Origin of the sequence: Nocardioides albus (assembly GCF_014648255.1) — a bacterium.
Taxonomy (GTDB): Bacteria; Actinomycetota; Actinomycetes; order Propionibacteriales; family Nocardioidaceae; genus Nocardioides; species Nocardioides albus.
In genome coordinates this window covers 279,485-297,524 of record NZ_BMQT01000008.1, presented here as the reverse complement: position 1 = coordinate 297,524, position 18,040 = coordinate 279,485, and the positions used below count along the sequence as shown (strand labels likewise).

At 70.0% G+C, this 18,040-nt stretch carries 19 protein-coding genes; 10 read left to right on the top strand and 9 right to left on the bottom strand.

Annotated features, from left to right (window positions below; genetic code table 11):
• Positions 1 to 7 precede the first annotated feature (7 nt).
• From IEY84_RS18540 to IEY84_RS18525, 4 genes are all read right to left on the bottom strand, one after another.
• Positions 8 to 871 carry a hypothetical protein gene (locus IEY84_RS18540; protein WP_183548732.1) on the bottom strand — a complete coding sequence of 288 codons (864 nt, stop codon included), beginning with the start codon at positions 869 to 871 and terminating at the stop codon, positions 8 to 10.
• A gap of 106 nt (positions 872 to 977) precedes the next feature.
• Positions 978 to 1,754: an anti-sigma factor family protein gene (locus IEY84_RS18535; protein ID WP_183548734.1), complete on the bottom strand. Its 777-nt coding sequence runs from the start codon at positions 1,752 to 1,754 to the stop codon at positions 978 to 980.
• Entirely contained in the window at positions 1,751 to 2,254 is a 504-nt protein-coding gene (locus IEY84_RS18530; RefSeq protein WP_183548736.1) for a sigma-70 family RNA polymerase sigma factor, read from the bottom strand. The genes IEY84_RS18535 and IEY84_RS18530 overlap by 4 nt, the downstream gene beginning before the upstream one ends.
• A gap of 39 nt (positions 2,255 to 2,293) precedes the next feature.
• Positions 2,294 to 2,962 (bottom strand): YceI family protein, encoded by a 669-nt coding sequence (locus IEY84_RS18525; protein WP_183548738.1) that lies wholly within the window; start codon positions 2,960 to 2,962, stop codon positions 2,294 to 2,296.
• Positions 2,963 to 3,216: 254 nt separating this feature from the next.
• Between IEY84_RS18525 and IEY84_RS18520 the strand changes: the two genes are divergently transcribed.
• From IEY84_RS18520 to IEY84_RS18510, 3 genes are all read left to right on the top strand, one after another.
• Positions 3,217 to 4,875 (top strand): glycosyl hydrolase family 28-related protein, encoded by a 1,659-nt coding sequence (locus tag IEY84_RS18520; protein WP_183548740.1) that lies wholly within the window; start codon positions 3,217 to 3,219, stop codon positions 4,873 to 4,875.
• Positions 4,876 to 4,959: 84 nt separating this feature from the next.
• Entirely contained in the window at positions 4,960 to 6,156 is a 1,197-nt protein-coding gene (locus tag IEY84_RS18515; RefSeq protein ID WP_183548742.1) for an acyl-CoA dehydrogenase family protein, read from the top strand.
• A gap of 60 nt (positions 6,157 to 6,216) precedes the next feature.
• Positions 6,217 to 7,218: a DUF389 domain-containing protein gene (locus IEY84_RS18510; protein WP_183548744.1), complete on the top strand. Its 1,002-nt coding sequence runs from the start codon at positions 6,217 to 6,219 to the stop codon at positions 7,216 to 7,218.
• A gap of 20 nt (positions 7,219 to 7,238) precedes the next feature.
• On the opposite strand, the gene IEY84_RS18505 is transcribed toward IEY84_RS18510, so the two are convergent.
• Complete coding sequence (locus tag IEY84_RS18505) at positions 7,239 to 7,673, bottom strand: DUF4267 domain-containing protein (protein WP_183548746.1); 435 nt, start codon at positions 7,671 to 7,673, stop codon at positions 7,239 to 7,241.
• 74 nt (positions 7,674 to 7,747) lie between these two features.
• Positions 7,748 to 8,194, bottom strand: coding sequence for an anthrone oxygenase family protein (locus tag IEY84_RS18500; protein ID WP_183548748.1), 447 nt, complete (start codon positions 8,192 to 8,194; stop codon positions 7,748 to 7,750).
• Positions 8,195 to 8,286: 92 nt separating this feature from the next.
• Between IEY84_RS18500 and IEY84_RS18495 the strand changes: the two genes are divergently transcribed.
• Complete coding sequence (locus IEY84_RS18495; protein ID WP_183548750.1) at positions 8,287 to 8,865, top strand: TetR/AcrR family transcriptional regulator; 579 nt, start codon at positions 8,287 to 8,289, stop codon at positions 8,863 to 8,865.
• Between the two features lie 9 nt (positions 8,866 to 8,874).
• On the opposite strand, the gene IEY84_RS18490 is transcribed toward IEY84_RS18495, so the two are convergent.
• Complete coding sequence (locus IEY84_RS18490; RefSeq protein ID WP_183548752.1) at positions 8,875 to 9,762, bottom strand: AurF N-oxygenase family protein; 888 nt, start codon at positions 9,760 to 9,762, stop codon at positions 8,875 to 8,877.
• 70 nt (positions 9,763 to 9,832) lie between these two features.
• On the opposite strand from IEY84_RS18490, the gene IEY84_RS18485 reads away from it, so the two are divergent.
• The gene (locus IEY84_RS18485; RefSeq protein ID WP_183548754.1) at positions 9,833 to 10,513 is read left to right on the top strand and encodes a TetR/AcrR family transcriptional regulator; all 681 of its coding nucleotides are present in this window, start codon (positions 9,833 to 9,835) and stop codon (positions 10,511 to 10,513) included.
• On the top strand, positions 10,510 to 10,785 hold the full coding sequence (locus tag IEY84_RS18480; protein ID WP_183548756.1) for a DUF4873 domain-containing protein: 276 nt from the start codon (positions 10,510 to 10,512) through the stop codon (positions 10,783 to 10,785). Before IEY84_RS18485 ends, IEY84_RS18480 begins: the two co-directional genes overlap by 4 nt.
• 21 nt (positions 10,786 to 10,806) lie before the next feature.
• Here IEY84_RS18480 and IEY84_RS18475 read toward each other — a convergent pair whose 3' ends face one another.
• On the bottom strand, positions 10,807 to 11,568 hold the full coding sequence (locus IEY84_RS18475; protein ID WP_183548758.1) for a sulfite exporter TauE/SafE family protein: 762 nt from the start codon (positions 11,566 to 11,568) through the stop codon (positions 10,807 to 10,809).
• A gap of 79 nt (positions 11,569 to 11,647) precedes the next feature.
• On the bottom strand, positions 11,648 to 12,346 hold the full coding sequence (locus tag IEY84_RS18470; RefSeq protein WP_183548760.1) for a FadR/GntR family transcriptional regulator: 699 nt from the start codon (positions 12,344 to 12,346) through the stop codon (positions 11,648 to 11,650).
• 108 nt (positions 12,347 to 12,454) lie between these two features.
• Between IEY84_RS18470 and IEY84_RS18465 the strand changes: the two genes are divergently transcribed.
• The 4 genes from IEY84_RS18465 (at position 12,455) to IEY84_RS18450 (ending at position 18,038) form a co-directional block, all read left to right on the top strand.
• Positions 12,455 to 13,783 (top strand): SLC13 family permease, encoded by a 1,329-nt coding sequence (locus IEY84_RS18465; protein WP_183548762.1) that lies wholly within the window; start codon positions 12,455 to 12,457, stop codon positions 13,781 to 13,783.
• Positions 13,784 to 13,788: 5 nt separating this feature from the next.
• Positions 13,789 to 14,955 (top strand): CaiB/BaiF CoA transferase family protein, encoded by a 1,167-nt coding sequence (locus tag IEY84_RS18460; RefSeq protein WP_183548764.1) that lies wholly within the window; start codon positions 13,789 to 13,791, stop codon positions 14,953 to 14,955.
• A gap of 176 nt (positions 14,956 to 15,131) precedes the next feature.
• Positions 15,132 to 16,445 carry a chloride channel protein gene (locus IEY84_RS18455; RefSeq protein ID WP_183548766.1) on the top strand — a complete coding sequence of 438 codons (1,314 nt, stop codon included), beginning with the start codon at positions 15,132 to 15,134 and terminating at the stop codon, positions 16,443 to 16,445.
• 51 nt (positions 16,446 to 16,496) lie between these two features.
• Complete coding sequence (locus IEY84_RS18450) at positions 16,497 to 18,038, top strand: glycoside hydrolase family 13 protein (RefSeq protein WP_229788815.1); 1,542 nt, start codon at positions 16,497 to 16,499, stop codon at positions 18,036 to 18,038.
• The last annotated feature ends 2 nt before the right edge of the window (positions 18,039 to 18,040 follow it).

Here is an 18,040-nt window from a genome sequence, read left to right as displayed (position 1 = left end):
GCACAGGCTAGTGGTGACCACGCGGCGGCGGGCCGGCCAGGCTGAGGCGCCCCAGGACGATGCCCAGTGCCAGCCACGAGGCGTACACCGGAGTCACCACCCACTGGCCGCCGTCGAAGGAGATCGGTCCGTCGACGATCCTGAGCACGTCGGCGAGGGTGCCGAAAGCGGCCAGCGCCCCGAGATTGAGAAGCGCCGCCGCGGCGAACCAGCCACCGGCGACCAGGAGCGCGCGAGCAGGCGATGAGCGCACCGGCATCGCGAGCGCAGTGGCCCACACCGCGGCCAGTCCGAAGGCGACGACCTCACCGTAGGGGAAAGAGCCCGGGTGCCCGCTGGACTCCGCGGCCAGGCCGCCCCCGGCCCACCAGTACGCCTTGAGCAGCGGGTACGGCGCCGCGCACAGCCAGGCGGCAACGACCCAGCCGCGTCCGGGACGGCGCAGCCGGTCGGCCCTGCGCAGGGTCGCTGCCGCCAGCAGGACCCCGGACGTGAGTGCCATGGCCCGGAGGGAGAGCCCGAGCCAGTCCACCAGCGGTGGCAGACCGGGGACGCCGAGGACGGCCGCGGCACGGAAGATGTCGAAGACCAGTCCGGCGGCCGCCCAGCTGAGCAGGGTCACGCCGGTCCAGGAGATCAGGGTCGAGGCGGAGTGTCTGGCCGGCAGCGCGACGCCGGCCACCCCGAGGGCACAGGCGACGACGGCGACCCACGGGGGCGCGAACCCGGCTGCGTAGGCCGCCGCCTCGCCCCTCACCGAAGCGATGACCGCCAGGACAGTCGTGACCGCGCAGGCGACAGTCAGGGCTCCGCGACTGGGAGCGGCGAGCCTGGGGGTAGGGACCTCGTGCGGAGTCTTGGTGATGGACATGTCGCCAGCCTCACCCTCCGACGCCCCTGGCCGCGTCTGTCGCGCGTCCAGGCTCCATAGGCCTTGCGGCCTATCCTGCGAACGCGACGGCCGGCGAAGGCTGCGCTCAGGTCAGCGACGCCGCCGCGACCGCCGAGTCGTCGCCGTCGAGCGTGATCTCGACCCGCTCGACGTCGGCGATCGGCACCGCGGAAGAGGCGTCCAGCCCCAGCGTCTCGCCACCGGACCAGGTCCAGGACCCGGCCACGGTGCGCGAGCCGTCGCGACCGACCAGAACCAGGTCGTACGTCACGGGCTCGGCGGGATAGTCGGACCGTTCCGGCGAGCTCTGCCCTGGCTTCGGCGGGTAGTGACAGCTCCAGTTGAGCTTGGTGCCCCACGAGGTCGGGGTGACCACGAGCTGGGCCCACATGTCGACGCTGCCGACGGGCCGCAGGTCGAGCGTGCGTACGTTCGCGACCGCCGAGTCCGATGGCGTCGCCGCCGCGGAGGCGGACGGGTCGGCAGCGGGCTGGCGGTTCCCGTCGCGGCCGAGCATCAGTCCTCCGATCGCCGTGCCGCCGGCGAGCAGCACGACCGCAGCAGCCACGGCGAGCGCCCGGCGCCGAAGCCGCGACCGGCGTACGGCTCCGGCGAGCGCCGCGAGGGGTGGCGGTGCGGTCTCGAGACCGGTGTCCTCGAGGAGCTCCTCGGCCTCCTCACGTGAGAGTGTGCCGAGCAGCCCGGGCATCCCGGCGAGCTCGGCGACGGAGTCACGGCACACGCTGCAGCCGGTCAGGTGTCGCTCGAAAGCCCTCCGATCGCTCGGGCTGAGCGCCCCCAGCACGTAGGACGCGTCCCAGTCGGCGAACGTCTCGTGCCCGGCGGCATCGAGGTCGTTCATGAAGTGACCCCCTTCTCTTGCAGGGCGAGACGCAGAGCTCGCAGACCGTAGTGGAGCCGGGATTTCACGGTGCCGGCCGGGATGTCGAGCTCGCGGGCGAGCTCGACGACCGACCGGCCGCCGTAGTAGGCACCGACCACCACGGCACGATGATCGGGGGAGAGGGCGAGCAGGGCGTCGGCGACGACCCAGGAGTCGAGCACCGCCTGGGTCTCATCCGCCCGCGTCGCCTCGGGCAGCGACTCCGCGGCGTACTCCCGCTTCCGGCGCGCGCTGCGCAGGTCGTCGATGACCAGGTTGCGCGCCGTGGTGAACAACCAGGCGCGGACACCGTCGTCGGGACGCTGCAGCACAGCCGGGTTGCGCCAGGCGCGCAGCAGGGTCTCCTGCACCACGTCACGCGCCTCCTCGGCATCACCGGTGCGGCGTACGACGTAGCGGTAGAGCGCCTCCGAGTGGGCGTCGTGCACCGCTACGAGCAGCTCGTCCTCCGCACCCATGTCGCCTCCTCGCCGGACCAAGGATCCCAGTGTCCCGGATCAGCCCTTGGCCAGGGCGAGGGAGAACTCGATGCTGCCGGCGTCCTCGACTCGCACGAAGCCGAGATTCGGTGCCTCGATGCCGAAGTCGGCGAAGGTGACCGGCACGCTGCCGACGACCTGGAGGGCGTCGGCACTGTCGCCGCCGACCTCGGCGTCCACGGTCACCGGCCTCGTCTCCCCACGTACGGTGAGGTCACCGACCAGCTCGACCTCGGTGGCGCCCTCTTCGATCGCCGCCGGCTCGGTCAGCTCGAAGGTGGCGGTCGGGAACTCCTCTGCCTGGATCGCGTTGTTCCGGAAGTAGTCGTCACGACGGTCGGAGTCGGTGGCGATGGTGGCCGTCTTCACCTCGATGCTCGCGTCGGTGACCTCGCCCTCGGCGATGGTGACCTGGCCGGTCACGTCCTCGGTGCGGCCGGTGACGGTCACGTCCTCGCCCTGGAGCACCTCATCGACGCGGTAGCCGGCGAAGGAGCCGTCGGAGACCGTCCACGTCCCGTTGCTGTCGGTGGCCTCTGCCGGCGCCGCGGAGGCGCTGAGAGTGGGCTCGTCCGCTGCGTCCTCTGCCCTGTCGGCGTACCAGCCGGGCCCGAAGATCGCCGCGACGCCTCCGACCACGACGACTACCGCACCGATCCCGACTGCTGCTTTCGTACGTGTCCGCACGCCGTCTCCTTCGCCTGGGGGCTGACCCGATGCCGGCCCTCATCCCTACTACGGAGCGGCGAGGCGTTCGGTTCAAACGAATCCGCGGCGGGGTATCGATCCATGCCCAAGTGGAACCGATCCTCGTCAGAGCCGGAATGGGTCGACTCCAAGCCCAGAACGCCATTGCGTGAGGTACGTCACAGCCCTAGCCTCCGATCGTCCGATCCCACGGCACCGCGATACCCGGTGCCGAACCTCCTGAGAGGCGCCTCATGCCCCACCTCGACCGCCGCAACCTGCTCGCCCTCGGTGGGCTCACGGCCGGTGCCGCCCTTCTGCCGAACACCGCAGCCCAGGCAGCGACACGTGGTGCGACGACCATGCCGATCTCTGGCGCCGCCGCCCTGTGGCAGGAGTATCTTGCCGCCCCCGACACCCACCCGCAGATCCCCAACGTCTCCTACGCCGGCTATGGCCGCGGAGACCGACGGATCCCACGGCCGCGGGTGGTCGCCAACGTCAAGCAGTATGGCGCGCGCGGCGACGGCATCGCCGACGACACCGATGCTCTCCGGCGGGCCGTCACGGCCGCAGGTGCGGCGGGCGGGGGCGTCGTGCTCCTCCCGGCGGGCACCTACCGCACCACCGGAATGATCCCCGTCCACGACTCAGGGGTGGTCATCCGCGGGGAGAGCCCGGAGGCGACCGTCATCTACTGCGAGAACTCGCTCGATGACGGCTACATGCTGAACCGTCGTGGCTCGATCAGCCAGTGGAGCTGGATGGGCGGTCAGATCTGGTTCGTGCCGCGTCGCCGCCTGGAGTCGCTGCGGGAGGCGGGCTTCGTCGGCAACGAGGGCTGGATGGACAACGAGACGCTGACCACGCTCGGTCCGGCCGCCCGCGGAGACCGCGAGGTCGAGGTCGCCGACGCCACCGGGCTGCGCGCCGGCGACACCGTGCTGCTGACGCTGCGCAACCTGCCAGACAACAGCCTGCTGAAGCACCTGTGCGGCGACATCCCCGGGGCCGACGACTACCCCTGGGAGACCAAGGGCCGACGGATGCGTCCCGAGATCAGTGACTGGACCGGGGCTCCCAACTTCGAGCACTACCGCTGGCCCGTCGAGGTGGCTGCCGTCCATGACGGCCGCATCACCCTGGCACAGCCGCTGCGCGTGGACCTCCGCCCCGAGTGGGAACCGACACTGACCACCCTGGGCCCGGTGATCCGCAACGCCGGCATCGAGAGCCTGACCATGCGGATGCGCGAGGTCCCCACGCCTCAGCACAACGTCGAGCCCGGGTTCAACGGGCCGTGCTTCCAGTCGGCGATCGACTGCTGGGCGCGCGACGTGCACGTCGAGCACGCCGACAACTCCTTCGGCCTCGTCGGCACCAAGAACGTCTCCATCATCGGCGCCCGCGTCTCCGGGCGCCGCGGCCACCACCCCTTCATGTGCCGCGTGCAGTCCCACGACAACCTGGTCGCCGACTTCGAGGTCGCCGGACCCGCCCAGCACGGCCTCAACGTCGAGGGATGGTCTTCTGGCAACGTGTGGGCCGGCGGCACGATGGCCCACGGCACCCTCGACTCGCACAAGCTCATCCCCACTGATGCGGTACGAACCGCGATCACCATCCACAACGACGGAAGCACGGGCGGAGCCGGCGACGCGGGCCCCAACTGGGGAGCTCGCTTCACCCACTGGAACATCGAGGTGACCAACGGGCGCTCGCACGGGATCCGGATCGAGGAGAACTCGCCGCACAGTGCCATCGTGGGCGTCACCGGCACCACTGGACCGACCAACCACGCCCGCGACTTCTCCGGGCCGCTCGGCTCGGTGACCGAGTCGCTCGACGCGACGGTGCTGCCGAGGAACCTCTACCTGGCCCAGCTGCGTCACCGGCAGCGTACGGAGCGCTGACCCAGCGGCGAACGGTTCGGCCGGGCTCCGGTGACGAGTGACACAATCGGCACCGCGCCCCCGTCGACCCCAAGGAGACTCCCCATGCCCCAGACCCCGCTCGAGCTCTTCGCCACCGAGGCACTCATCGGCGAGGAGGACCGTGCGATCCGCGACACGGTGAGGACCTTCGCGGAGAAGGAGATCAAGCCACACCTCGCCGACTGGTTCGAGGCCGGCGACGTCCCGGTCCGCGAGCTGGCCCCCGAGCTCGGCAGGCTGGGCGTCCTCGGGATGCACCTGGAGGGCTACGGCTGCGCGGGGACCAGCGCCACCGCGTACGGCCTGGCCTGCATGGAGCTCGAGGCGGCCGACTCCGGCATCCGCTCGCTCGTCTCCGTGCAGGGGTCGTTGGCGATGTTCGCGATCTGGAAGTGGGGGAGCGAGGAGCAGAAGCAGGAATGGCTGCCGCGGATGGCCGCCGGGGAGGCGATCGGCTGCTTCGGTCTGACCGAGCCCGACTTCGGCTCCAATCCGGCCGGGATGCGTACGCGTGCCCGAAGGGATGCCCCGGGAGACGAGAACAGTGACTGGATCCTGTCCGGCACCAAGATGTGGATCACCAACGCACCGGTCGCCGACGTCGCGGTGGTGTGGGCGCAGACCGACGAGGGGGAGAACGGTAAGGGGATCCGTGGCTTCGTGGTCCCGACCGACACCCCGGGCTTCTCGGCGCCGGTGATCAAGCAGAAGCTGTCGCTGCGCGCCTCGGTCACCGGCGAGATCGTCCTCGACGACGTACGCCTTCCGGGTTCCGCCGCGTTCCCTGAGGTCAGGGGCCTGAAGGGTCCGCTGTCCTGCCTCAACGAAGCCCGGTACGGCATCGTCTTCGGCGCTGTCGGCGCGGCCCGTGACTGCCTCGAGTCCGCCATCGCGTACGCAGCCTCCCGGGAGATCTACGACAAACCGCTGGCCGGCTTCCAGATCACCCAGACCAAGCTCGCCGACATGACTCTCGAGCTCGGCAAGTCGATGCTGCTCGCGCTGCAGCTGGGGCGGCTCAAGGACGAGGGCACGCTCCGCCCCGAGCAGATCTCGCTCGGCAAGCTCAACAACGTCCGTGAGGCGATCGCGATCGCCCGCGAGTGCCGCACCATCCTCGCGGCCGCCGGCGTCACCCTCGAATACCCGATCATGCGCCACGCCAACAACCTCGAGTCGGTCCTGACCTATGAGGGCACCAGCGAGGTCCACCAGCTCATCATCGGGCAGGCGCTGACGGGCGAGGCCGCCTTCCGCTGACGTCGAAGATCACCTGCTCCGGGGGAGCCGCGACGGCCGAGGGGACCCGATCCTTCGTCCATGAGTGGCACCCTTGCCGTGACGACGACTGACGTCGCGCGTATCACCGAACGACTGTTCCTCACCCTGGGCGACCGGAAACGCAATCTCACCGCTTTCTGGGTGCTGCTCGTGCTGGCAGGTGTCATCGCCTCTGCAGGGGTGGTTGCCGACTCGACGGCGACGGTCATCGGGGCGATGATCGTGGCGCCGTTGATGACCCCGATCCTCGGCACGGCGCTGGCGCTCGTCCTCGCCGACCGTCGTCAGCTGGCGACGAACATCGCCCTGGTGCTGGGGGCAGCGACTGCGGTCGTCGCCATCGGATTCCTGATCGGGCTGACCGTGCAGGTCGACGTCGTCGCCGCCACCAACAGCCAGGTCTCCGGCCGGGTGAGTCCGCGGCTGATCGACCTGCTCGCCGCGGTCGCCACCGGCATGGTCGGCGCGTTCGCCCTGGTCCGGGCGGATGTCTCCGACACGCTGCCTGGGGTGGCAATCGCGATCTCGCTGGTCCCGCCGCTCGCGGTCGTCGGTCTCACTCTCGAGTCGGGGGAGGCCGGCGAGGCGGTCGGCGCCCTGCTCCTCTTCGGCACCAACGTGGCCGCGATCATCGCCACCGGGACGGTGGTGATGATCGCGGCAGGTATCCGTCATGTCGCCGCCGAGGCCGACCTCGCCGATGTGACGGTCGGTCGGCTGCGCGGGAGGTCCCTCGTCACCGTGGCCGCCTCCCTCGTCCTGGTAGCTGTCCCGCTCGCGGCCGGCAGCGTCCGCGTGCTGCAGGAGCAGCGACTGGTCAGCCAGGCCGAACCGATCGCCACCTCCTGGGCTGCGGCCAAGGGCTGGCAGGTGTCGGACGTGTTCCTCCGGGGGAGCTCGCTCCACGTGGTGGTGATCGGCACCCCGCCTGGTCCCGAGGGCGATGACCTACGGGCGGCCTTCGATGCCGAGGGCCTCGCTGACGTCGAGGTCGAGCTCACCCTCGTCGTCGGCGGGTCCGAGACCCTGGATGGCGCATGAGCGCCGCCGGCTGATCTCCGCTACGCCGCTTGCGGCTGCGCGGCGGGGGCGATGGCTGCCGGCTCGTCGATGCCGCGGGTCTCCCGAAGGATCAGCAGGCCGTTGATGGCGATCACCACCGCGGTCAGCCCGTGAATGGCAAGGGCAGCAACGACAGATCCGTCGTGGGTCAAGACGTTGATCATGTCGCCGAACGGAGCGACGGCCTCCATCAGCAGCACCAGGCCCAGCGCGCGACGGTGGCCCGTCAACAGGAGGATGGCGAGCACCAGGCCCATCGAGAACTCGCGGATCCCCTTCATCACCAGGAAGCCGCCGCCGTCGCCCTCGGGCCAGGTCGGCAGTCCGACGCCCGGAGCGGACGACTCGGGGATCAGGATGAACGACAACCCGAGGTAGAACACGAACAGGATGACGATCGAGGCCAGGACGGTGTTGATCTTCCTCAATGACATGGTGCTTCTCCTTGTGACGTTCGGCATGGGGTGGGTGCCGGACCGCTTCACGACCCGACGGGTAGGCGGTGGACTCAGGTGAGGGCAGCGACCAACAGGGCGAAGGCGGCGATGAGGACGGCGACGCGGACGTAGTGCCAGCGCTCCCAGCGGTTCAGCTGCTCCCTCCAGTCCGCCGGCCGGTTCCCGGGGGTCCACGCCTTGTTCCGGTTGTTGATCGGAACAAGCAGCAGGACCGACATGAGCACGCTGAGGATCAGAAGCGCGGCGGCGGCGATGACGAGGCCGGTGCCGCGGTGTTGCCACCCGGCGACAGCCCAGATGCCTGCGAGGACGACCGAGCCGATGTACCAGACCGGCATCACGGCGCCGAGCATCCGGCCTCCGTGAGCGTGGCCGAGCTGGGCGCTGTCCTCCGGGAGCGCATTGAGGATCCGGCTCATGATGAAGGCGACTGAGAATTCGACCCCCACCATCACGCCGACAACGACGGTGGTGACGACCTCGAGTGAGTTGTACATTGCACTCCATTTCAGAAAACTAGCATTGCTAGAACTAAGTGCAACGCTAGCGGTTTCGTTGCTCGAATGTCTAGCGGTGCTAGGATCGACTCATGTCGGTACAGGAGCGCAAGCAGCGCGAACGAGCGGACCGTGAACGGCTCATCGTGGCGACGGCCCGCGAGCTCGCCGAGCAGCAGGGGTGGGATGCGGTGACCACGCGCCGCCTCGCGGAGAGCATCGAGTACAGCCAGCCAGTCCTCTACAGCCACTTCCGTGGCAAGCGCGAGATCATCGGCGCCGTCGCCCTCGAGGGCGCCACCGAGATGGCCACGGCGATGCGCTCGGCGACGGCAGCCGCGAGCACCGCGCGCGAGCGGGTCGCCTCCCTGGCGCGTGCCTATCTGGACTTCGCCGAGCGCAACCCGGCGGTCTACGACGCTCTGTTCCAGCTCGACGGCGGGTTGGCATATGCGCAGGAGGACACACCGGAACCACTGAAGGACGCGTTCGCCGCACTGATGGAGACTCTGGGGGAGGTCGCCGGCGAGGGTGTCGCCCCCGGGCTGTTCACCGAGGTGTTCTGGGCATCCCTGCACGGGGTGGCGACTCTCACCCGGTCGAGACGGCTGCTTCCGGAGGACGCCGAGCAGAGGGTCGAGCTGCTCGTCGACCGCCTCGCCGTGCTCTGACGGATCCCGTCAGTCGCGCGGCACCAGGAACGAGGCCCGCCAGATCTTGCGGTCCTTCTCCGAGACCATCCCGTGCTCGACGAGATAGGGCATCATCTTCTCGCCCATCCAGGACAGGGTCTCGCGGTAGTGCTCGTTGCCGAGCGCCTCGCGGCGGGCCTCCATCGGATCGAGCCCGACGGCCGCGTAGCAGTCCGGGTGGACCAGCGAGCGCGCCATCACGTAGGCCGAGCGGGCGGTGAGGTTCTGGTGCAGCCGGAGCTGCGTACGCCCGATCTTCTGCGACATCGCCGCGGCGAGCTCCTCGCGGGCGAAGGTGACGTGGCGGGCCTCCTCGGTGACGTGGATGCGGGAGGCCATCCGGGTCAGCGGCTGGCAGCGTTCGTCCTTCATCAGCTCGCGCTGCCACCGGTCGAGCGGCTCCTCGCCGACGAGGGTCGCGGAGAAGACGCTGGGGCCGCGCAGCAGCGGGGCGAGCTTTCCGATACGAAGCACGGCGGGCCGAGGGCCGTACGCCGGTGCCCCCATCGCCGCGATCGCGCGGCCGAACATCACCGAGTGGCGGGTCTCGTCGCCGATCTCGGTCAGCGCGTACTGGGTCCGCGCCGTGCGCGGGTCCGCTCCGTAGACCTCGCGAAGCAGCAGCTGCATCAGCAGCACCTCGAACCACAGCCCGACACTCATGATGCTGGCCACCTCGTGCCGGGAGAGCTCGATCTGCTGCTCCTGGCTGAGCCGGTCCCAGGTCTGGGTGCCGTAGAGAGAGACGCGCTCGGGCTGCATCCACCACAGTCCCTCGACGGGCGCGGCGTCCCAGTCGAGGTCGACCTCCGGGTCGTAGGACTGACGTGCGGTGGAGCGCAGGAGCCGGTCGGAGGTCGGATCGGCGATGGTCATTTCTACTCCCTGGCTGAGCTGTCGAACTAGGTGTTACCCAGAGTTACGGGTAATTGCTAGAGTGCAGGACATGACACGGAAGGTCAAGGACGACGGCCGCTCCTCGCGCTGGGACGCCCACCGCGAGACCAGGCGGGCGGAGCTGGTGGCGGCAGCCGTACGCGCCGTCGACTCGGCCGGGACCGAGGTCTCGATCGCCGACATCGCCGCGGAGGCCGGGGTCAGCAAGCCGGTGCTCTACCGCTACTTCGCCGACAAGGCCGAGCTGCACGCCGCAGTGGGGATGTGGGCAGCGCAGCAGATCCTCGATGCCGTGGTCGAGGCGGTGCTCGCGCCGGCGCCGACCCGTCAACGGGTCGAGGCAGGGGTCGCGGCGTACGTCGAGACCATCGCCGAGCACCCGAACGTCTATCTGCTCCTGGTGCGCCAGCACACCGGGGGCACCGACCCGCTCGCCGACGGCAAGCAGGTGATCGCCGCGACCTTCGCGCGCCTGCTCGGCGACACCTTCGGTCGGCTCGGCGTCGACGCGGCCGGCGCCGAGCCCTGGGCACACAGCTTCGTCGGGATCGGCGAGTCCGCAGGCCAGTGGTGGCTCGAGCGGCGCACCATGTCGCGAGCCACGTTCACCCGCTATCTCAGCGAGCTCGTCTGGCACGCGCTGGCGGGCACCACCGCAGAGTACGGCGTTGACCTGAGCGCGCTGGACCGTCCCGAGATCGTCACCCCGCTGCGAAAGAGCCCCCGATGAGCGAGCACGAGCCCCAGCACCTCTACGACGGTCCCGCGCGCCTCGATTCCGAGCACGGCACCTGGGAGGTCGAGGTCGCCCTTCGCGGCGCCTTCCAGCCGATCGACGGCCGGTTCCACTGGTACGGACGGGTCGGCGCCGGCGTCGAAGGCGTACGCAGCGGCCAGACGGTCACCGTCCACACCGCCCACGGCGAAGCCGAAGGACGGCTCTCCGACGTCGACCCCTGGGGACGGTTCCGGGTGTCCGGGACCGGAAGGCCGCCGTTCTGACCCGGCGGAGGCTGCCGCGAATCAGCGCACCAGCATGAGCGTCGCCGCGCCGATCCCGACGACCACGATCAGCGTACGCAGGACGGTGGCGGGCAACCGGCGGCCGATGTGCGAGCCGACGTACCCGCCCACGACCGAGCCCGCGGCGAGCAGGCCGACCGCGAGCCAGTCGAGGTCGGCGATCGCCACGAAGATGACGGTCGCGACCACGTTCGAGGCCATCACGGCGAACGTCTTGAGAGCGTTGACGGTGCGGAACTCCAGGTCGGTCCCGAACCCGAGCACGGCCATCATCATCACCCCGGAGCCGGCGCCGAAGTAGCCGCCGTAGGCGCCGGTCAGCGTCGCGAACACCGCGGTGGTCCCGGAGACCTGCACCCGCGGCGCGTCGTCGGTGGCGTGCTGGCGCAGGAACCGGCTCAGCCGAGGCTGCACTCCCACGAGTATGCAGGTGCCCAGGATCAGCCACGGCACGACCGCCTCGAAGACCGATCCCGGCAGCCACAGCAGCAGCAACGACCCGGCGACGCTTCCGGCAGCTGCCGTGATCAGCACGGCGGCGGTGACCCGCGGATGCTCGGCCAGCTCCCGTCGGTAGCCGAAGGAGCCGCTGAGGCCGGCCGGGGTCATCCCGACCGTGTTGGACGTGTTGGCCACGACTGGGGGCAGGCCGACCGCGACCAGCACGGGAAAGCTGAGCAGGGAGGCGACGCCCACCGTGGAGGTGAGGATGCCGGCACCCAGGCCCGCGGCGAGCACCGCGAGCTGCTCGACCCAGGTCATGCCGCCGCCTCCGTCGAGGAGGACAAAGAATACGGAAGCGGCGGCATGAGCGTCACTACCGCTCGCTTGCGCTCGCTCATCAGTCGCGGAGCAGCGCGACGTCGCTGACCAGCATGACGTGGCCGTGCATCGCCGCCGAGGCGGCCGCGGCATCGCCCGCGGCGATCGCGTCGGCGATCTTCTGGTGGCCGGCGAGCGAGGTCCGGGGGCGATCGGGCTGGGAGAGCGACTCGATCCGGGTCTCCCGGATCAGCTCGCTGATCTCGGACATCATCTGCTCGAGCAGGGGAGAGTGGGCGGCCTCGGTGACCGCGCGGTGGAAGAGCTCATCACCGTGGACACCGCGGCCGCCGCCGTCGATGTCGTCCGCCATCGCCCGCAGCGCCGCCTCGATCCGGTCGAGGTCCTCCTGCGTACGCCGCTGCGCCGCCAGGGCGGCGATCTTGGTCTCCAGTGCGTCCCGCGCCTCGATGACGTCCGGGATCCGCTCCGCGTGGGCCCGGATCGCATCGGTGATGCGCTCGGCCCGTGGCCTGTCGGTGAGCACGGTCCCGTCGCCGTGCCGCACCGCGACGACCCCGATCACCTCGAGGGCGACGAGAGCCTGGCTGAGCGTCGCGCGGCTGACGCCGAGGCTGGTGGCGAGCTGTCTCTCCGGCGGCAATCGGTCGCCGGCCTTCAGATCGTTCTCCGAGATCCAGGCGGTGATCTGCTCCGCGACCTGCTCGTAGAGGCGGGTTCGCTGCAGCGGACGTGGAAAGCGCGCGGACTCACTCATGGCTACAGGGTATTGACGTTCCGGCCATTGTCCTATTGGCTAGGCCACTGAGCCGTCTGTGATCCGAGTCACAGATGTCAGTTGGGGGCCAAACAGGAGGGAAGTCCGATGGGACCGGAATGGGTGGCGATCATCGCGTTGGTCGCCTTGTTCGTGGCCGGCACGTTGCTGCCGATCAACATGGGAGCGTTGGCCTATGTGGCAGCGTGGCTGGTCGGGATGTTCGCGCTGGACCTCTCCGAGAAGGAGATCCTTGCCGGGGTCAGCGCCGACCTGATCCTGACGCTGATAGGCGTCACGTATCTGTTCGCGATCGCGAGGAACAACGGCACGGTCGACCTGATCGTCAGCAGTGCCGTCCGTGCGGTGGGAGGCAGGGTCGCGCTCATCCCGTGGGTGATGTTCGGCGTGACCGCGCTGCTGACCGCCATGGGGGCCGCGAGCCCGGCGGCCTGCGCGATCATCGGGCCGGTGGCGCTCGGGTTCGCGGGCCGCTACAAGATCAACCCGCTGATGATGGGCATGTTCGTCGTGCACGGCGCCCAGGGTGGTGGCTTCTCGCCGATCAGCATCTACGGCACGATCACCAACTCGGTCATGGTCGAGAACGGCCTGCCGGCCAGCGAGATGACGGTCTTCGTGACCAGCCTGGTCGTCAACCTGATCATGGCGACGATCCTGTTCTTCGCCCTCGGCGGACGTGCGCTGATGAGCATGCGGCTCGACCCCGACGAGGCGGCCAACGCCGCCGCCGGCATCCCGGGTGAGCTGAACGAGGGTGGCGTCACCGTCCCCGCGCGCGGCCTGGGCACTGTCGCCCCCACCGGGACCAAGCCCGGGATCCGCACCGAGCAGGTGCTGACCCTGGTCGCCTTCGTGATCGTCGCCGCGATCGCCCTGTTCTTCGACAAGAACATCGGCTTCGCCTCGATCACCGCCGCGACCGTGCTGGCGGCCCTCTCGCCGAGCCAGCACAAGGACGCGATCCGCCAGATCGCCTGGCCGACCGTCCTGCTGGTCGCGGGCGTGTCGACGTACGCCACGATCCTCAACACCGCCGGATCGCCGGAGTTCGTGGGGAACTGGGCTGCCGGCCTGGGTGCCGCGGCCATCGGTGCTCTCGTCCTCTGCTACGTCGGCGGCGTGGTATCCGCGTTCGCCTCCTCGACAGCGCTGCTCCCGATCATCATCCCGATCTCGGTGCCGCTGATCGCCGAAGGCGGGATCTCGGCGGCCCTGTTCGTGTCCGCGCTGGCGATCTCCTCGACGATCGTCGACGTGAGCCCGTTCTCCACCAACGGCGCGCTGATGCTGGCCAACCGGCCCGAGAGCATCACCGAGGAGCGCTACTACAAGCAGATCCTCGGCTACAGCATCATCGTGGTGCTCGTCGGGCCCCTCCTGGTCTGGACCGCCCTGGTCCTTCCGGGGTGGTGACGCACATGCGTGGACCGCTCGACGACATCGTCGTCCTCGATCTCTCTCGCGCTCTGGCGGGGCCGCACGCCGCGATGATGATGGGCGACCTCGGTGCCCGCGTGATCAAGGTGGAGGCACCGGGCCACGGCGACGACACCCGGGGCTGGGGCCCGCCGTTCGTGGGGGAGGAGGGGCAGCGGGAGGCGACGTACTTCCTCTCGGCCAACCGCAACAAGGAGTCGATCACTCTCGACCTCAAGGACTCCGACGACAAGGACGTCCTGCTACGTCTGGCCGACCGGGCCGACGTCCTCATCGAGAACTTCCGCACCGGCGTGCTGGATCGGCTCGGTCTGGGTATCGACGAGCTCCAGGCCCGCAACCCTCGTCTCGTGGTGCTCTCGATCACCGGGTTCGGTCACGACGGGCCCGAGGGCGGCCGGTCCGGCTACGACCAGATCGCGCAGGGTGAGGCCGGCCTGATGTCGATCACCGGATCGGGTCCGGACGACCCGCAGCGGGTCGGCACCCCGATCGCAGACCTGCTGGCCGGGATGTACGGCGCCTACGGCGTGCTCGCCGCTCTGCACGAGCGTGAGCGCACCGGCCGCGGCACCGTCGTACGCACCTCGCTGCTCTCCGCCGTCGTCGGCGTCCACGGGTTCCAGGGAACCCGCTGGACCGTCGCCGGCGAGGTCGGTCGCGCCCAGGGCAACCATCACCCGAGCATCTCGCCGTACGGCCTGTTTCGCTGCGCCGACGGGACCGTGCAGATCGCGGTCGGGAGCGAGGGGCTTTGGCGCAGGTTCTGCACCGCCTTCGACATCTCACCCGATCTCGAGGGGATGGCCACCAACCCCGAGCGGGCGGCCAACCGGGAGAAGGTCGTCGAGCTCGTCGAGGCGCTCTTCGCGCCCTGGCCGGCCGAGGAGCTGCTCGCCAAGCTCGCCGACGCCGGTGTCCCGGCCGGCAAGGTCCGCTCGCTCGACGAGGTCTACGCCTGGGAGCAGACCGCCAGTCAGGGTCTCCTGATCGACGTCGACCACGCCACCCTCGGTCACCTGACCCTCCCGGGGCCGCCGCTGCGGTTCTTCACGGACGGGGCCGAGGTGACTCCTTCCAGCCACGCCGCACCACCGACCCTCGACCAGCACGGGGGAGACCTGAGGGCGTGGGTCGCGGATCGCTGATCCGCGCGAGTGAGGCCTGGCCCGAATGTGCCAGGCCTCACTCGCTATGGGGGATACGCGGCCGCGGATCGGACCGGATACTCGGGCGTGTGAACAGTGCCCTTGAACCACGGACCCGTTGAGCGAGCAGATCGCCGGTATCCGACCATGACGTATCGATGCGCGGGCCAGCGCAGATGAGCAGCGAAGCAGATGGCGCAGCCCCGGGCCTGTACGAACGCGGCTACGTGATGCTGCTGTTGGTCGTCGGCGTGCTCGGCATCCCGCTCTCGCTGGCGGCTTTCGGCTTCCTGGTCGCGGTCCACGAGCTCGAGCACGTGGTGTGGGAGTCGCTACCGTCGGCTCTCGGGTACGCCGAGCCACCGAGCTGGTGGCCGATCCTCACGATCGGTGTCGCCGGCGCGCTGGTCGGCCTGACGATCAGATATCTCCCCGGTCACGGTGGTCACGTGCCCGCGGCAGGCTTCGGCGGGGACGCTGCGCAGCCGAGCATGCTGCCCGGGGCGATCCTCGCGGCGGCCGCAAGCCTCGTCGGCGGCGCGGTGATCGGACCCGAGGCGCCGCTCATCGCGATCGGTGGCGGCCTCGCGCTCCTCGCCGTCCGCCGCACCCGGATGGCAGGGGATCCGGGCGCAGCCACCATCGTCTCCGCGGCCGGAGCTGCTGCCGCCATGTCGGCGATCTTCGGCAATCCTCTCGTCGCAGTGGTGATCTTCCTCGAGATCCTGGATCTGGGACGCCGGCGGGCGATGCTCGTGGTCCTGCCGTGCCTGGTGTCGAGCGCCATCGGTGCTCTGCTGTTCACGGGCATGGGCCGCTGGACCGGGCTCGAGATCGGCGAGCTGGCCATCCCTGACCTTGCGCCGGCGCGGCTGTCGGTGGCCGAGATCGTATGGGCGCCGCTGCTGGCGGCAGTCGTCGCGGCGCTCACCTGGGCGCCGTTCGTCGTCGGACGCCGAGTCGCTCGGATAGCAGCTTCTCGGCCGGTGACGTCCACCGTCACAGCGGGTCTCGTCGCCGGCGGCGCGGCCTGCGCCTACGCCTGGTCTACCGGCCACTCGCCCGCCGAGGTGGCGCTGTCGGGGCAGGCCACCCTGTCGGTGCTGGCCGCCGACCCGTCGGCCTGGTCGACCGGGGCGCTGGTGGCACTCATCGGGTTCAAGGCTGTCGCGTACGGCGTCTCGTTGGGCGCCTTCCGCGGCGGCCCGGTGTTTCCCGCCATCCTCCTGGGCGCTGCGTGCGGCGTGCTCGCCAGCAACCTGGCGCCCGGTATGTCGCTGTTGTCCGGGATAGCGATCGGCACGGCCGCTGGTGCGGCGGTGACCGGGTTGCCTGTCACCAGCGCGGTGCTGATCGTGCTCCTTCTGGGTGATGCAGCGCCCAGCCAGATCCCGGTCGTGATCCTGGCCGTGGCCACAGCCATGGTGGTTGGCGAGCGCCTCTCCAGCTGGTACCCGCCCCGCGGTCCGATCCGGGACGGTATGACCTGAGCGGGATCCGGTTACCGGCATCCCGTGGATGCTCCATGGTGGCGTGAGGCCGTGACGTATCAGATCTATCCGCGCTCGTTCGCCGATGCGGACGGGGACGGGACCGGTGACTTGGCCGGCATCACCTCGCGGCTCGACCATCTGGCCGACCTCGGGGTCGATGCGATCTGGCTCTCGCCGTTCTACCCCTCACCGCAGATCGACTACGGGTACGACGTCGTCGACGCCCGAGGAGTCGACCCCCTCTTCGGGACGCTCGAGGACGCCGAGGAGCTGCTCAGGAGGGCACACGGGCTGGACCTGAAGGTGATCATCGACCTGATCCCCAACCACACCTCGTCGTCTCACCCGTGGTTCGTCGAGGCGCTCGCGGCCGAGCCAGGCTCGCCGGAGCGCGATCGCTATCTCTTCCGCGACGGTCGAGGGCCCGACGGCGACGAGCCACCGACCAACTGGCGGTCCGTCTTCGGTCAGCCGGCGTGGACGCGAAGCACGCACGGACAGTGGTACCTCCACATGTTCGACCCGGAGGAGCCGGACCTGAACTGGCGCAACCCCGAGGTGGCCGAGGAGTTCCGCTCCGTGTTGAGGTGGTGGCTGGACCGGGGCGTCGACGGATTCCGCGTCGACGTCGCCCACGGCCTGGTCAAGGCTCTGCGCGACCAGCATGTCCCGCCCGGGGAGTCACCCAACTCCGACCCCGCGGTGATGTATGACCTCGGCGTCGAGGACGATCCGATGTGGGACCAACCCGACGTCCACGAGATCTACCGGGACTGGCACGACCTCATCACGTCCTATCCCGGCGAGCGGATGCTGGTCGCGGAGGCGTGGACCCATGGCCCGGCCGACCTGCGCGGCTACCTGCGTGCCGACGAGGTCGAGCAGGCGTTCAACTTCCAGTGGCTGCAGTCGCCCTGGTCGGCGGTCGCGTTCCGGGACGCGATCGTGTCCACGCTGGAGGCGCTGCGTCCCTCCCAAGCCTGGCCGACGTGGGTCCTCTCCAACCACGACGCGGTACGCCATTGGACGCGCTACGGCGACGGGGCCCAGGCGCTCGCCCGCGCCCGGGCAGCGACCCTGACGATGTTGGCGCTTCCCGGAGCGGCGTACCTCTACCAGGGCGAGGAGCTCGGGCTGCCCCATGTGCAGCTACCCCCGGAGCAGCAGCAGGACCCCTGGGCGGAGGGTGGGAACGGCCGCGACGGCTGCCGGGTGCCGTTGCCCTGGAGCGGTGACGCTCCGCCCTTCGGTTTCGGGCCCGGCGACGGGCAGCCCTGGCTGCCGCAGCCGGTCCAGTGGGCTGACCTGACCGTGGAGGCGCAGACCGGCCGATCGGGCTCGACCCTGGAGTTCTACCGGTCGGCGCTCGCGGCCCGTCGTCGCCTCGCCCACGGCTGCGAGGACGAGGTGACGTTCCTCGACATGCCCGACGACGTCATCGCCTTTCGTCGCGGTCGGCTGACCGCCGTCCTCAACTGCGGTGGCGTGCCCGCTCCGTTGCCTCGTGGCGATGTCGTGATCTGCAGCGGCGACCCGGTCGCCTCCGAGCTTCCGCCGGACACTGCGGTCTGGTTGCTCGGCGACGACTGAGC